This is a genomic window from Streptomyces sp. NPDC018029, from assembly GCF_044327655.1.
In the GTDB taxonomy this organism is placed as follows: domain Bacteria; phylum Actinomycetota; class Actinomycetes; order Streptomycetales; family Streptomycetaceae; genus Streptomyces.
On the sequence record NZ_JBIRFV010000007.1, the window covers coordinates 450,221 to 463,068 of the forward strand.

15 protein-coding genes are annotated in these 12,848 nt (G+C 72.9%); 9 read left to right on the top strand and 6 right to left on the bottom strand.

The features are described 5' to 3' along the window. Nucleotides 1–3 precede the first annotated feature (3 nt). Nucleotides 4–672: an ABC transporter gene (locus ACH4D5_RS23405; protein WP_398306062.1), complete on the top strand. Its 669-nt coding sequence runs from the start codon at nucleotides 4–6 to the stop codon at nucleotides 670–672. Between the two features lie 59 nt (nucleotides 673–731). Here the strand turns inward: ACH4D5_RS23405 and ACH4D5_RS23410 are convergent, their stop codons facing one another. From ACH4D5_RS23410 to ACH4D5_RS23420, 3 genes are all read right to left on the bottom strand, one after another. Then, entirely contained in the window at nucleotides 732–944 is a 213-nt protein-coding gene (locus ACH4D5_RS23410) for a hypothetical protein (protein WP_398305755.1), read from the bottom strand. 10 nt (nucleotides 945–954) lie between these two features. Continuing rightward, nucleotides 955–1,818, bottom strand: a complete 864-nt coding sequence (locus tag ACH4D5_RS23415; RefSeq protein WP_398305758.1) for a polysaccharide deacetylase family protein — start codon at nucleotides 1,816–1,818, stop codon at nucleotides 955–957. A gap of 120 nt (nucleotides 1,819–1,938) precedes the next feature. After that, the gene (locus ACH4D5_RS23420; protein ID WP_398305761.1) at nucleotides 1,939–2,631 is read right to left on the bottom strand and encodes an alpha/beta fold hydrolase; all 693 of its coding nucleotides are present in this window, start codon (nucleotides 2,629–2,631) and stop codon (nucleotides 1,939–1,941) included. A 212-nt stretch (nucleotides 2,632–2,843) separates the two neighbouring features. Between ACH4D5_RS23420 and ACH4D5_RS23425 the strand changes: the two genes are divergently transcribed. From ACH4D5_RS23425 to ACH4D5_RS23455, 7 genes are all read left to right on the top strand, one after another. Further along, entirely contained in the window at nucleotides 2,844–3,362 is a 519-nt protein-coding gene (locus tag ACH4D5_RS23425) for a hypothetical protein (protein ID WP_398305764.1), read from the top strand. A gap of 199 nt (nucleotides 3,363–3,561) precedes the next feature. After that, on the top strand, nucleotides 3,562–4,770 hold the full coding sequence (locus ACH4D5_RS23430) for a methyltransferase (protein ID WP_398305767.1): 1,209 nt from the start codon (nucleotides 3,562–3,564) through the stop codon (nucleotides 4,768–4,770). Nucleotides 4,771–4,909: 139 nt separating this feature from the next. After that, entirely contained in the window at nucleotides 4,910–6,127 is a 1,218-nt protein-coding gene (locus tag ACH4D5_RS23435) for a Cmx/CmrA family chloramphenicol efflux MFS transporter (RefSeq protein WP_398305770.1), read from the top strand. Continuing rightward, nucleotides 6,124–6,543, top strand: a complete 420-nt coding sequence (locus ACH4D5_RS23440; RefSeq protein WP_398305773.1) for a RidA family protein — start codon at nucleotides 6,124–6,126, stop codon at nucleotides 6,541–6,543. The genes ACH4D5_RS23435 and ACH4D5_RS23440 overlap by 4 nt, the downstream gene beginning before the upstream one ends. A gap of 45 nt (nucleotides 6,544–6,588) precedes the next feature. Further along, a complete protein-coding gene (locus tag ACH4D5_RS23445; protein WP_398305776.1) occupies nucleotides 6,589–7,167 on the top strand; it encodes a TetR/AcrR family transcriptional regulator in 579 nt (192 codons plus the stop codon). A gap of 122 nt (nucleotides 7,168–7,289) precedes the next feature. Continuing rightward, the gene (locus ACH4D5_RS23450) at nucleotides 7,290–7,403 is read left to right on the top strand and encodes a tryptorubin family RiPP precursor (RefSeq protein WP_398305779.1); all 114 of its coding nucleotides are present in this window, start codon (nucleotides 7,290–7,292) and stop codon (nucleotides 7,401–7,403) included. A gap of 139 nt (nucleotides 7,404–7,542) precedes the next feature. Further along, on the top strand, nucleotides 7,543–8,595 hold the full coding sequence (locus ACH4D5_RS23455) for a cytochrome P450 (RefSeq protein ID WP_398305782.1): 1,053 nt from the start codon (nucleotides 7,543–7,545) through the stop codon (nucleotides 8,593–8,595). Here ACH4D5_RS23455 and ACH4D5_RS23460 read toward each other — a convergent pair. Continuing rightward, complete coding sequence (locus ACH4D5_RS23460) at nucleotides 8,592–9,362, bottom strand: class I SAM-dependent methyltransferase (protein WP_398305785.1); 771 nt, start codon at nucleotides 9,360–9,362, stop codon at nucleotides 8,592–8,594. The two genes, ACH4D5_RS23455 and ACH4D5_RS23460, sit on opposite strands and share 4 nt — an antisense overlap. A gap of 342 nt (nucleotides 9,363–9,704) precedes the next feature. Here ACH4D5_RS23460 and sph point away from each other — a divergent pair, with 342 nt between their 5' ends. Beyond that, entirely contained in the window at nucleotides 9,705–10,691 is a 987-nt protein-coding gene (sph, locus tag ACH4D5_RS23465; protein ID WP_398305788.1) for a sphingomyelin phosphodiesterase, read from the top strand. A gap of 16 nt (nucleotides 10,692–10,707) precedes the next feature. On the opposite strand, the gene ACH4D5_RS23470 is transcribed toward sph, so the two are convergent. Together ACH4D5_RS23470 and ACH4D5_RS23475 are read right to left on the bottom strand one after the other, a co-directional pair. Continuing rightward, nucleotides 10,708–11,313, bottom strand: a complete 606-nt coding sequence (locus tag ACH4D5_RS23470) for a DinB family protein (RefSeq protein ID WP_398305791.1) — start codon at nucleotides 11,311–11,313, stop codon at nucleotides 10,708–10,710. An 89-nt stretch (nucleotides 11,314–11,402) separates the two neighbouring features. Then, nucleotides 11,403–12,764 carry a PhoX family protein gene (locus ACH4D5_RS23475; RefSeq protein ID WP_398305794.1) on the bottom strand — a complete coding sequence of 454 codons (1,362 nt, stop codon included), beginning with the start codon at nucleotides 12,762–12,764 and terminating at the stop codon, nucleotides 11,403–11,405. Nucleotides 12,765–12,848 lie beyond the last annotated feature (84 nt).

The following is a 12,848-nucleotide window of genomic DNA, read 5'->3' on the forward strand; positions in this document are numbered from 1 at the left end:
CCGCTGCCCGCTCTGCTGCGCTATCAGACCGCCCTGCTCGTGCGCTCGCAGCGCTGGCTGCCGCCCGTCATCCTGTACGCCGTGTTCCTCGCCGTCGGCGTGCAGGGCGGGCAGCCCGTCCTGGAATCGCTCGCGTACGCGGCCGGGGTGTTGCTGCCCGTGGCGGCCTGGCTGGTACGGATCTGCGTGACCAACGAGCCGCCCGCGGCCCGCAGTTGCTCCGCGGCGGCCGCGGGGCCGGGGCGGGCCCACCTCGCCTCGCTGCTCGCCGCGTTCCTCGCGTCGGCCGCCCTCGGAGGCGTGGCGACGCTCGTCGTGACGGCCGTCAGCGACGCGGTGAGCACCAATGCGCGGGTGCCGGTGCCCCGGCTCCCCGCGGGCGCGGCGGGCCTCCTCGCGATGCTGGTCTGCGCGTCGCTCGGCACGGCGCTCGGAGCACTCGCGAACCGGCCGCTGCTGCGTTCCGCTGGGCGGGCCGTCCCCGCGATGCTGCTCGGGTCGCTGCTCCTCCTCGTCACCACGGGCTCCCCGGCGAAGTCGGCCCTCACCGCTCTGACGACGGGCTCGCGGGAGGGCACGGTACCGCTGCCGCTGGGCGCGACGGCGGGGGCGCTCGCCGTGGCTGCGGGGGCGGTGTGGGCGGCGTGCGCGCTGTGTTCGCGGCGGGGGTGAGCGGGGGCACCCTCTCTGCCCGGGGGCACCCTGTCTGCCGGGGGCACCCTCTTACCCCCTCAGCCGGAGCAGGCCGACCGTTGCGCCTCCTGCCACTCGCACGCCGGGCAGAGTGTGACGCCCTTGCGGGACTCCGGGTACTCGGTGGGTTCGCGGCACAGCACGCACTCGGCGCGCGGCTCGTCCGGCGCCGCGTCGCTCTCCCGAGCCGTGCCGCCCTCCGGCGCCGGGCCCGCCGAACCGTCCGCGCCGCAGTGGTCCTCATCCGCCATGCGGACCAGCCTAGCTCCGCGCCCCCGCCGCCCCAGCCGCCCCCGCAGTCCCGATCTGCTCCGAGACGCGGACGAACCGGAACCCGCGTTCCCGCAGTTCCGGGACGATGGTGCGCAGGGCGCGCTCCGTCGCGGGCGCCGCGCTGCGCGTGCAGTGCATGACGACCACCGAGCCTGGCCGCACCCCGTCCAGCACCTGCCTGGCCACCGCCGCGGCGTCCGTCGCGAAGGCGTCGCCGCTGACCACGTCCCACTGCACCGCGGTGACGCCGCCGGGCGCGAGCGCGCGCAGGGCCCGCCGGTCGTAACAGCCGCCCGGGAAACGGAAGTACGGCACCGCCCGCTCGACCCCCGCCGCGCGGAAGGCGGTGAAGGCGCGCTCCATGTCGGCGCGCATCCGGGCGGCGGGGACCGCGGGCAGGCCGTAGCAGCGGCCGGTGAAGGCGTGGTGGCTGTACGAGTGGTTGGCGACCTCGAAGAGGGGGTCGCGGCCGATGTCCTTGGCCTGGGCCGGGTACTGCTCGGCCCACCGCCCCGTCATGAAGAACGTCGCGGGTACCTTCAGCCGCCGCAGCGTGGCGACCAGCTCCGGGTTGTCGAACCGTTCGCCGGCCTTCGCGCGGGGGCCCTGGTTCGCGGTCATGTCGGCGTCGAAGGTGAGGGCGACGGTGCGGCCGCGCGTCCGGGACCCGTTCGTGAAGACGGGGGTGAGACCGGAGGGGCCCGGCGCGAGCGTGGGCGGGGCGGTCGCCGGGGGCCGGGCGGGGGGACTCGGGCGGCCGGGTGCGACGGTGTCGCCGGCGCACCCGGCGAGGACGGCGGTCAGGGTGCCGAGGGCGCAGAGCGCGGCGCATCTCCGTACGAGAGTGATCACCCGGTGACGATATATCCGTAAAGCTTACAAATAGGGAAAATCGGGCGCGAGTGCGTCGAACGCTCCGCGCCGCCACCCGTCCGGCGTCCGCCCCCCCCGCGATCCAGCCCCCTCCGGTGACTAGATCCAGCCGTCCAGCGAAGCCATGAACGCGTCGAAGTCGTCCCGGTGCATGGTGTGCCCGGCGCCCCGGACCGTCCGCACCTCGAAGCCGCGCCGCGCCAGCTCCTCCTTGAGCGGGCCCCCGACGACGGGGCTCGGGTCGGCGACCTGCACGAGCGAGGGCACGACGGGGACCGCCGGAGTGCGGTCGACCGCACCCGCGCCGGACAGCGACAGCGCGGTGTCCGGATCCCACACGGCGAGGGTGGCGGCCTCGATGTCCACGTCGATCTCCTCCCAGCGCGGGTTGAACTTCGCTATGACCTCGCGGGGGACCCGCTGGAACTCCACGAACACCGCGGGATCGACCGCGTCCTCGCCGCCGAGCGCCCACGCGGGGTCGGAGTACACGGCCCGCGCGGGCGCGAGCCGCTCGGCCGCGAGGGCGAGCGCGAGACCGCCGAGCGAGTGCCCGAGCGCGAGCTCCGCGCCGGTCGGCAGGGTGTCGACCAGGTCGTCCGCGAAGATCTCCGCGCCGTACGCGCCGCGCCCGCTCGCCCCGTGCCCGCGCAGGTCCACGCCGATGACGCGGTAACCCCTGGCGGCGAGAGCGGGGCCCACGCGACGCCACGTCCGGTGGTCCGACATGATCCCGTGGACCAGGAGGGCCACGCGGTCGCCGGTGCCCCATTCGTGGGTGTGCAGCTTCATCGTGCCGGTGCCTTTCTGGTGCGGGAGACGCGGGCGGTACACCTGGATCTTCCGGGGCGGACCCGCCCGCTCCGGCGGCGGGCTCCGCGATGTGACGCACGCAACGGGCTCCGGCCACGCACAATGCAGCACCGGGGCACGGGCCGAGGCAGTCTCGGAACGGCCCGGAAGGCGGCCCCGAGCGGGGCCCGAAGGTGACGGAAGGAACCACTATGCGTCCGGTACTCCGCGACGACGTACGGCAGTTAGCGAAGAGATGGGTGGACCAGGCCCGGGCCGACGCGCTGAAGAACGGCGAGGAGCCGCCTCCCGCGTTCTACGACGTGCCCGACGACCAGCGCGCCCCGCTGTTCCACGAAGCGCATTACTGGCACACGCTCGCCTCCGGCCTCTTCCTGGAGCAGTCCGTGCCGCCCCGCCCCTCCGAGACGAACATCCGGGCCATGCGCAGGCACCTCGCGGACTGCGCCGGGCAGCTGCGCTCGATGATGGACCGGCGCGGCAACCTGCTGCCCGAGGGCGCCCGCGAACAACTCGCCACCATCGAGCTGCGCGTGGCCATGGCGCTGGACCTGGTGGAGAACGCCGGTGCGGCCTGGGCCCGCGAGACCGACGCGGCCTGGCACGAACTGATGCTGCTGGCCAGGCTCCTCGACTACGACCCCTCGCGCACGACCGACGACTGGGTGCCGGAAGGGTGGAACAACTTCGCCGGCCTCTATCTGGTCTAGGTCGTGGTCTCCGGTCCGGTTCGTGGTCTCCGGTCCAGGTCGGGTCTCCGGTTCAGGTCGTGGCCCGGGATATCCTCGTCTCCGGTACGTCCAGTACATCCGGTACGTCGGTACGCCCGGTAGACCCTCAGGTCCCTGAGATCTCCCGCGTCGCAGCGCTCTACGTGCCCCAGCGCCCCGCGACCACAAGGAGTCCTTGATGCCCCGCATCGAGTGGACCGAGAACGACCGCACCGGCTCCGACACGGGCGCCGGCCCGGACGCTCCCGTGCACAGTGCCCGCTGGCACTCCGAGAGCGGCGCTCCGGCGCCCCGCCGCGTCGTCGTCGCCGACGACCGGACGAAGGCCGACGTGGCCTACCGGCTGGTCTGCGAGGGCACCGCTCTGCTGTGGCGCGGCGACTTCCACGGCGCCCGGCAGCTGCTGAGCGCCCTGGGCCGCCGCGTGGACCGGAAGGCGGCCGCGCCGCGCAAGGCGACGGCTTCCGGCAAGGCGGCCGCGCCCGGTGCCACGGTCGCCGACTCCTTCCACCTGCACCGTCGCGCCCGCGGCCACCGGGCCCGCGTGCTCGGCATGTTGCTCGTCCGCCTGGACGACGACCACGGCCTGGCGCTGCGCCGGGCGCCCGACGTGCGCGCCGCCTGCCGTGAGGCGTACGGACCGCCCGACGGGCCGATGGTGGTGTCCCTGCGTGAACTCCTCGGCGTGATCGGCGCCCACGAGTGGCGGTCCAAGGGGGTGCACGTGCCCGCTCTCGACGACCGGATCCACCCGCACTACGGCGTGTTCTCCCCGGTCAGGGGCGAGTACGTCGACCTGGTGGCGCGGGTGCCGCTGCCGGGCGCGGCCGAGCGGGGCGCGCCCCCGCGGCGTACGGCGTTCGACATCGGCACCGGCACCGGTGTGCTCGCGGCCGTCCTCGCCCGCCGGGGCGTCGACCGGGTGGTGGCCACCGACATCAACCCGCGCGCCATCGCCTGCGCGCGGGACAACGTCGAACGGCTCGGGCTCCAGGAGCGAGTGGAGGTCGTCGAGACGGGCCTCTTCCCGGCGGGCCGCGCCACGCTCGTCGTGTGCAATCCGCCGTGGCTGCCCGCCCGGCCGACCTCCGCCGTCGAGCAGGGCGTGTACGACCCGGGCGGCGCGATGCTGCACGGCTTCCTGAACGGGCTCGCCGAGCATCTGGAGCCCGCGGGGGAGGGCTGGCTCATCCTGTCCGACCTGGCCGAACACCTCGAACTCCGCACGCGGGAAGACCTGTTGGCGTCCTTCGACGCGGCCGGGCTGCGGGTGGCGGGGCGGCACGACATCGCGCCGCGCCATCCGCGCGCCGCGGACGCCACCGACCCGCTGCACGCCGCCCGCGCGGCCGAGGTGACCTCGCTGTGGCGGCTGACCCCGGCGTGAACTGACCGGGCAGGCCGGTCAGGTGGGCCGGACCTTTTTGAAGCAACCGTTTCGGAACATGCTAGCGTCGTCACTCGTCAGTTCTGAAGCAGTCGCTCCAAAAGCGGGGCGGCCGCATGCGACCGGGAGGGCCGCCGCCATGCCGCTTGCGGTGTACATCGTCGGGCTGGGCATCTTCACCCAGGGAACCTCGGAGTTCATGCTGTCCGGCCTGTTGCCCGGCATGGCCGACGACTTGGGCGTCTCCGTCCCCGACGCCGGACTGCTCATCTCGGCCTTCGCGGTCGGCATGGTCGTCGGCGCGCCCCTGCTCGCCGTCGCCACGCTCCGCTGGCCGCGCCGCACGGCGCTCGTCTCCCTGCAGGCCGCCTTCGTCGTGGCCCACGTCATCGGCGCCCTCGCGCCCGGCTACACCGTCCTGTTCGTGACGCGCGTGGTCAGCGCCCTCGCGTACGCCGGGTACTGGGGCGTCGCCGTGGCCACCGCCGTGGCGCTCGTACCGGCGGACGCCAAGGCGCGGGCGGTCGCCGTCGTCGCCGGCGGACTCACGCTCGCCACCGTCGTGGGCGTTCCCGCGGGCACGGTGCTGAGCCAGTTCTCCAGCTGGCGCGCCGCGTTCTGGGCGGTGGCCGCGGCCACCGCGGTGAGCCTGGTCGGCACGCTGCTCGCCGTCCCCGGCGGCCGCGGCGAGGACACCGGCCCCTCGGTCCGGGCCGAGCTGCGGGCCATGGCGCGACCGCAGCTGTGGCTCTCGTACGCCATCACCGCCTTCGCCTTCGGGGCGGTCATCGTCACCTTCAGCTATCTGGGAGCGCTGCTCACCGAGGCGAGCGGGGTCTCCGAGGGGTGGGTGCCCGCGGTTCTCGCGCTGTTCGGCGTCGGCGGCATGGCGGGCCTCGTGATCGGCGGACGCACCGGCCAGACCCGTCCCCTCGGCACGCTCGGTCTCGGGCTCGGCGCGCTCGCCGTCTTCTCCGCGCTGCTCGCGCTGACGGCGCACGTGACGGCCGTGGTGATCGTCCTGGTCTTCCTGCTCGGCCTCGTCGGCTACGTCACCAACCCGGCCCTGCAGTCACGGGTGTTCGGCCTCGCGCCGGGCGCGCCGACGCTGGTCGGCGCGACCAACACGGCCGCGTTCAACGTCGGCAACACCGTCGCCCCGCTGCTCGGCGGCATGGCCATCGATGCCGGGCACGGCTACGCCTCGGTGGCCTGGGTCGGCGCCGCGCTGGCCGCCACGGGAGCGGTGGGCGTGCTGTGGGCGGCCCGTCTTCAGAGGGTGGTGCGGGAACGGCCACCGCTGCCCGGGCACCGTAAGACCGTGACCGCTCACGACACCGCGAGGGCCGAAGCATGAGCACCACCGGGCAGCACCGGGACGGTGCCTCGCGCGTCCGCGTCACCGCCGACCCCGACTGGTACGAGTCGGCGGGCATCTCGCTCGGCATCCGCGTCGGCGACCTCGTCTTCACCTCGGGGCAGGCCCCGGTCGACGAGCACGGGCGCACCGTGGGCGCCGGGAACTTCGAGGCCCAGGCGCGCCGGGCCCTCGCCAACCTGTCCACCGTCCTCACCCACGCGGGCTCCGGGCTCGACCGGCTGGTCAAGCTGACGGTCTTCGTCACGGACGTCGCGCACCAGGACGCCTTCGCCCCGCTCCGCGCGGAGTTCTACGGCACGCCCCCTCCCGCGGAGAGCTTCGTCCAGGTCGCCGCGCTCGCCGACCCGGCGTGGCTGATCGAGATAGAGGCCGTCGGTGTCGTCGGAGGGTGACCTTCCTGTTTTGTAAGCACGTTCCAAAACCTTTACCGTGGGCGCATGGCCAGACCACGAGAGTTCAACGAGGACCGGGTCGTCACCGCGGCCATGGAGACGTTCTGGCGCCACGGGTACGAGGGCACCTCGACGCGCGACCTGTGCGACAGCACGGGTCTCGGCCCTTCCAGCCTCTACAACACCTTCGGCGGCAAGCGGCAGCTCTACCTCCGCGCCCTCCGGCGCTACTACGACACCGCCACCGCCGAGCAGGTCGAGATCCTGGGCGGGAAGGGGCCGGTGAAGGAGCGGCTGCGCGCCATGATGGTCCACGCCGTCGACGCCGACCTCGACGAGAGGGGCGCGCGCGGCTGTTTCGCGATCAACGCGGCCATCGAGATCGCCGGGCTCGACCCCGAGGTCAAGGAGGCGGTGCGGCGCAACTTCGACCGGGTGGAGGACGAGCTGTGCGCCGTCGTGGAGGAGGGGCGGCGCGCGGGCGAGATCCGGTCCACCGGCGACGCGAGGACGGTGGCGCGCCGGGTGCAGAGCACGTACTACGGCCTGCGCGTCCTCAGCCGCGTACAGGACGACCGCGAGACGCTGCTCGCCACGGTGGACGGGGCGCTCGCCGACCTGTGACCTCGCGGGGCGCGCGGCCTCTTGGCGCGCTGACGCCCCGCTCACGCGTCCCGCTCGTCCGTTTATCGGATGTTGATCGGGTGCCGCGACGCTCCACGAGTCCATGTCGCCCCTGTTCGGGCATGGGTCCGACGGAATCGACCGGAGGTACGCACATGAAGGTTGTCCGCTCCCTCAAGAAGAAGATCACCGGCGAGAAGAGCCTGAAGGCCTACGCCTGGTACCACTGGTACTAGGCCGACTCGAGCCACTCACCGCGCGCATCCCGCGCGGATGCGCATCCCGTAGGGACGTAATGCGCCGTTGAGGCCCGTGCCCGGTGTGCCGCCCCCAACCGGCCGCCGGGCACGGGCCTCCCGCTCCTGGAGATCTCCGATGGCCATATCCGGTACCGACCGGCTCGCGCGGACCACCGTCTTCACGCCGCGACTCGACGCCCTGCTGCGCGACCACCGCGGCCAGGACGTGTTCCGCCTCGACGCCGACACCGTCGGCGTCGCAGGGCCCGCCCTCACCGACCAGATCCTCGCCGCGCGACCCGCCACCGAACGCGAACGCCCCACCTTCAAGCCGCTGCACGGGCGCTCCATCCCGCGCACCGAGGCGTCCACCGTCATGCGGGCCATCGGCCGCGACGTGCGGGCGGCGCTGAAGAAGCCGGTGCCGGGAAACCTCGACCTCACCGGGGAGTGGCCGCACGTCGGCCACGTCCACCTGCGCGATCTGATCCTCGGCGCCGACCCGTACCGGCTGCGCATCCTCATGGACCGCACCCTGGAGCTGACGCCCAAGCTGACCTGGACGGTCATCGCCACCGGTGCCGCCCTGCCCCGCCGACTCCGGCCGGGCGCACCCGTCACGAGCATCGCGGGCCTGACCGCGGACGCCACCACCTACGGCGACCGCCGCTACGCCATGGGCCTGTACCGGCGTGCCGCCGCCCCCGTCTGCTTCACGGTCTCCACGCTCGTCGCCAACGCGTACTGGCTCGGGGCGCCCTTCGACGACGAGACGCCGAACGAGCACATCCTGTACGAGTCCATGCGGCTGCTGCCGCCGTCCTGGAACATCCTGCGGAACGCGTCCCCCGAGTACCCCGCCCTCGACGACCGCATCGGCACCGGCGACGACGTCCTGCTCCTGCCGCTGCTCAGCCACCGGGACCCGGAGCTCTGGGACGACCCGGACACGTTCCGCCCCGAGCGGTGGGCCGCCCTCGACCCCGACGACCACCCCGGCTACCTGCCCTTCGGCCACGCCTCCGAACGCTGCTGGGGACGGCACATGGTGATGCCGCTGGCCGGGATGCTGCTCGACGTCCTGCGCTCCGACGGGGTGACGGTCGACCCCCGGCAGACCACCGCGAAGGTCCCGCTCGCGGGACTGCTCGGCGTCGACAAGGTGCGGCTCGTCCGCGGCAGGCCTTAACGCGTCCCGGTGACGGTTCCGGTCCCGGGCTCGCGGCGGAACAGGGCCGTCCAGAGGAAGGGCTCACCGAAGAGCTCCGCATCGGACGGCTCGTCCCGCATCCTGCGCAGCTCGACCTCCGTAAGACCGGCACCGGTGAAGATCCCGCGGAGTGCGTCCGGCGTGTACGCGAGGCCGCCGTGCAGCCGGGCGTCGCGGTAGAAGTCCGCGTCGGACAGCTCGGATCCCATGCCCCCGTCACCGGCCGCGAAGCAGGTCAGGGCGAGATGGCCGCCGGGGGCCAGGACGCGGTCCAGGAGGGCGAGGTAGCTGACGCGGCGGTGCGGCGGCAGGTGGTGGAAGCACCCCGAGTCGTAGATCAGGTCGTACGGTCCCGCCAGCTCGGTCTCCGCGAGCGCGAAGGCGTCACCGAGGTGGAACCGGATGTCGGCCCCCGCCTCGCGGGCGCGCTCCGCCGCCCAGCCGAGGGCGGCGGGTGACAGGTCGACGGCATCCACCTCGTGGCCCAGGGCGGCGAGGTGCAGCGCGTTGCGCCCCGGGCCGCAGCCCAGGTCGAGGGCGCGGCCCGGCGTGAGGAGGCCCCGCTCGGCGTACGAGACGAGGTTCTCGTCCGGCTTGGCCGCGAAGAACGGCACCGGCTTGCCGCGGTCCGCGTAGAAGCCGTCCCACCACCGGGCCCCGTCGGCCGTCCAGCGGTCGGCCGCCGGCTCGAACAGGCCGTCCAGAAGTCTCATCACATCGTCGACCGTGCGAATGCTGCGATCCATCAAGTCCCCTTTCCCGAGGGGCAATTGTATGGGCCGGGCGGTGAAAACAGCAGGTCAGAGGCTTCTTGAGATGGCCGCTGGAAGGCGCCGTGAGGGCGCCCGCGGGCCGGATGTGCGCGCGCCGGACGCTGCCCCCGCTCACCGCCCCAAAAGGCGTCCGCGCACCCCTGGACGGCCGGCAAGGGCCCTTCCGGCGCCAGGCCGGGACCACGTGTTCACGTGAAGTATCCCCAGAAGTAATCACAGCTGCTTGGATGTTCGAGCGCCCGAACGGGGGCACCTCCCGCACCTCCCGCACCAGCCGTCACAGCAGCAACCACCCCCACACATCCAGGAGTTTCAGTGCCGCACACCGCGCTGCGCAGGACCCACGCCGCCGCGATCACCTCCGTGCTCGCCGCCGCCATGCTCGCCGCCGTCGCCCCGTCCGCGACCGCCGCCGACGCCTCCGCCGCTCCGCCCTCGCTCAAGGTGCTCACGTACAACGCCTTCCTGTTCAGCAAGTCGCTCTACCCCAACTGGGGCCAGGACCACCGCGCCAAGGCGATACCGGCCGCCGACTTCTTCCGGGGCCAGGACGTCGTCGTGCTCCAGGAGGCGTTCGACAACTCCTCGTCCGACGCGCTGAAGGCCAACGCGGCGGCCCGCTACCCGCACCAGACGCCCGTGATGGGCCGGGGCAAGAGCGGCTGGGACGCCACCGGCGGCGCGTACTCCTCGGTGACGCCGGAGGACGGCGGCGTGACGGTCCTGAGCAAGTGGCCGATCGTGCGCAAGGAGCAGTACGTCTACACGGACGCGTGCGGCTCCGACTCGTACTCCAACAAGGGCTTCGTCTACGCCGTCCTGGACGTGAACGGCACGAAGGCGCACGTCGTGGGCACGCACGCCCAGTCCACCGACCCGGGCTGCGGCAGCGGAGAGGCCGCGGCCACCCGCGCGAAGCAGTTCAAGGAGATGGACGCCTTCCTGGACGCCAAGAACATCCCCGCGGGCGAACAGGTCATCGTGGCGGGCGACTTCAACGTCGACTCGCACAGCTCCGAGTACGCCTCGATGCTCGCCGACGGCGGCCTCGCCCCCGCCGACACCCGCACCGGCCACCCGTACTCCTTCGACACCCGCGACAACTCGATCGCCGCCGAGCGCTACCCCGACGACCCGCGCGAGGACCTCGATCACGTCCTCCACCGCAAGGGCCACGCCCGCCCCGCCACCTGGCGCAACAACGTGATCAAGGAGCAGAGCGCACCCTGGACGGTCTCCAGCTGGGGCAAGGAGTACACGTACACGAACCTGTCGGACCACTACCCCGTGACGGCGTACTAGCGGACGTCACCGGCTGTCACTGGCCGACCCTGCCGTCGACGCACTCGCGCAGCAGGTCGGCGTGGCCGCAGTGCCTGGCGTACTCCTCGATGCGGTGCACCAGCAGCTCCCGGACCGAGATCCCTTCCTTCCCCAGCCGCTCACCGAGGTCGGGGTGGCCGGCGAGCACGGCGTCGGTGGCCGCCTGCTCGCGTGCCAGGTCGGCGAAGGCGGCGTCGACCACGGCCTGGTCGGCGACGGCTCCGTCGAAGTCCGCACCGCGCTCGCCGTACAGCTTCGGCACCGGGTCGCCGTCGCTGACCCAGTTGCGCCAGTCCCGCTCCACCTCGACGAGGTGCCGGACCAGACCGAGGAGCGACATCGTCGAGGGCGGCACCGACCGGCGGGCCAGCTGCTCCGGGTCCAGGCCCTCGCACTTCATGCGGAGGGTCAGGCGGTAGTTCGTCAGGAAGTCGAGGAGGGTGGGGAGTTCGCCGTCCGGGCTGCCGCCCTCGCTGTTGCGTGGGTCCTGGTCCGGGTCGGCCCACATGTCGGGATAGGTGGTCGCCCGGGTCCACCGCGTGGGGTGCTCGCTCCGGTCGTTCTCGCCGCTCTGGTCGCTCTGGTCGCTCATGCGGGTCATGGTCGACCGTGCGGGCCCGGCCCGTCCAGTGATTTGTCACCGGGGGCCGGGCCACCGGGCCGGGCCGGGGGCCGCTACTTGTGCCGGGCCTACTTGTGCCAGGGCCCCGTCACCGCGAACGTCGTGCCGGGCGTGTAGCAGTTCACGTACATCGTGTCGTGATCGGGGGAGAAGGTGACGCCCGCGAACTCGCCCCACTCGGGCTTATCGGGGGTGCCGATGTTCTGGCGGTTGCGGGCCATCGCGTAGACCTCGCCGCCCCGGGTGACGCCGTACACGTGCTGGGCGCCGTCGCCGTCCTCGCACACCATCAGGCCGCCGCTGGGAGCGAGGCAGATGTTGTCGGGGGACTCGCCCGGCAGCTGGATGTCGGTGCTCGGGCCGAACACGACGACGAGGGTGAGCCGTCGGCCGGACGGGTCGTACCGCCAGATCTGGCCGAAGTGGTCGGCCGCCGAGCCGTCGCCGCTGCGCGCGAAGGACGACACGAAGTAGACGGACGAGCCGCCCCAGTAGCAGCCCTCCAGCTTCTGCGCGTGGGTGATGCCCTTCTTGCCGAAGTCCTGGTGGCGGATGGGCGTTCGGACGGCCAGCGGATCGGGGACGTCGACCCATTCGATGCCGTCGAAGGTCGCGCCCGTCTCCTGGATCGAGGACAGGTCGGGCACGCCGGGCACCCGCATGGCCTGCAGTCGGCCGCCCGCGCGCAGCGAACCGCGGCCGCCCCCGGGCTTCTTGGGCAGGAAGCGGTAGAAGAGGCCGAAGGGCTTCTCGAAGGCGTCCTCGGTCTCGTAGACGACGCCGCGCTTCGGGTCGACGGCGACGGCCTCGTGCTGGAAGCGGCCCATCGCGGTCAGCGGCACCGCTCCGGTGCGCCGCGGGTCCACCGGGTCGACCTCGAAGATGAAGCCGTGGTCCTTGGTGTAGCCGTTCGTGCCGGCCTTGTCCTCGGTCTCCTCGCAGGTGAGCCAGGTGCCCCAAGGGGTAGGACCGCCCGCGCAGTTGACGGCGGTCCCGGCGATCGCGACGCGTTCGTCCAGGACCTTGTCCCGCCGGTCGAGCGCGAGCGCCGTACACCCGCCCTTGGCCGCCGGGTCGTAGGTCAGCTCCTTGACGGTCGGCACGCCGATCCTGCCGGTGACGCGGTTCTCGTGGTTGCGCACGAGGTGGACGCCGCCGTTCCTGCCCCGGAAGGCGGCCATGCCGTCGTGGTTGCTGGGGACTCTGCCCTCACCCGACCGCAGGGGCTCGCCCTCGCGGGAGAGGACCTGGTAGCGGAAACCTTTCGGCAGATCGAGCAGACCCTTGGGGTCGGGGACGAGAGGGCCGTAACCGGCCTTCCCGTGCGCGGCCGCGGTGCCCGCGAAGAGTTCCGAAAGGGCGCCGGTGAAGGCGATTCCGGCGCCGAGGGCACCGGTTCGGGCAAGAACCTGACGTCGAGTGGCGGACATGATGGGCAACCTCCTGCTGGCGGACAGGAATGTGACCGGATGTGTGTACCACGCGCATTAGTTCGCGGGAACCACGCGCGTAGC

Coding starts and splice junctions, on each gene's coding strand:
- ACH4D5_RS23410 (WP_398305755.1), bottom strand. CDS start 944: ATGGCGGATGAGGACCACTGCGGCGCGGACGGTTCGGCGGGCCCGGCG.
- ACH4D5_RS23420 (WP_398305761.1), bottom strand. CDS start 2,631: ATGAAGCTGCACACCCACGAATGGGGCACCGGCGACCGCGTGGCCCTC.
- ACH4D5_RS23425 (WP_398305764.1), top strand. CDS start 2,844: ATGCGTCCGGTACTCCGCGACGACGTACGGCAGTTAGCGAAGAGATGG.
- ACH4D5_RS23430 (WP_398305767.1), top strand. CDS start 3,562: ATGCCCCGCATCGAGTGGACCGAGAACGACCGCACCGGCTCCGACACG.
- ACH4D5_RS23435 (WP_398305770.1), top strand. CDS start 4,910: ATGCCGCTTGCGGTGTACATCGTCGGGCTGGGCATCTTCACCCAGGGA.
- ACH4D5_RS23440 (WP_398305773.1), top strand. CDS start 6,124: ATGAGCACCACCGGGCAGCACCGGGACGGTGCCTCGCGCGTCCGCGTC.
- ACH4D5_RS23445 (WP_398305776.1), top strand. CDS start 6,589: ATGGCCAGACCACGAGAGTTCAACGAGGACCGGGTCGTCACCGCGGCC.
- ACH4D5_RS23450 (WP_398305779.1), top strand. CDS start 7,290: ATGGGTCCGACGGAATCGACCGGAGGTACGCACATGAAGGTTGTCCGC.
- ACH4D5_RS23455 (WP_398305782.1), top strand. CDS start 7,543: ATGGCCATATCCGGTACCGACCGGCTCGCGCGGACCACCGTCTTCACG.
- ACH4D5_RS23460 (WP_398305785.1), bottom strand. CDS start 9,362: ATGGATCGCAGCATTCGCACGGTCGACGATGTGATGAGACTTCTGGAC.
- ACH4D5_RS23470 (WP_398305791.1), bottom strand. CDS start 11,313: ATGACCCGCATGAGCGACCAGAGCGACCAGAGCGGCGAGAACGACCGG.
- ACH4D5_RS23475 (WP_398305794.1), bottom strand. CDS start 12,764: ATGTCCGCCACTCGACGTCAGGTTCTTGCCCGAACCGGTGCCCTCGGC.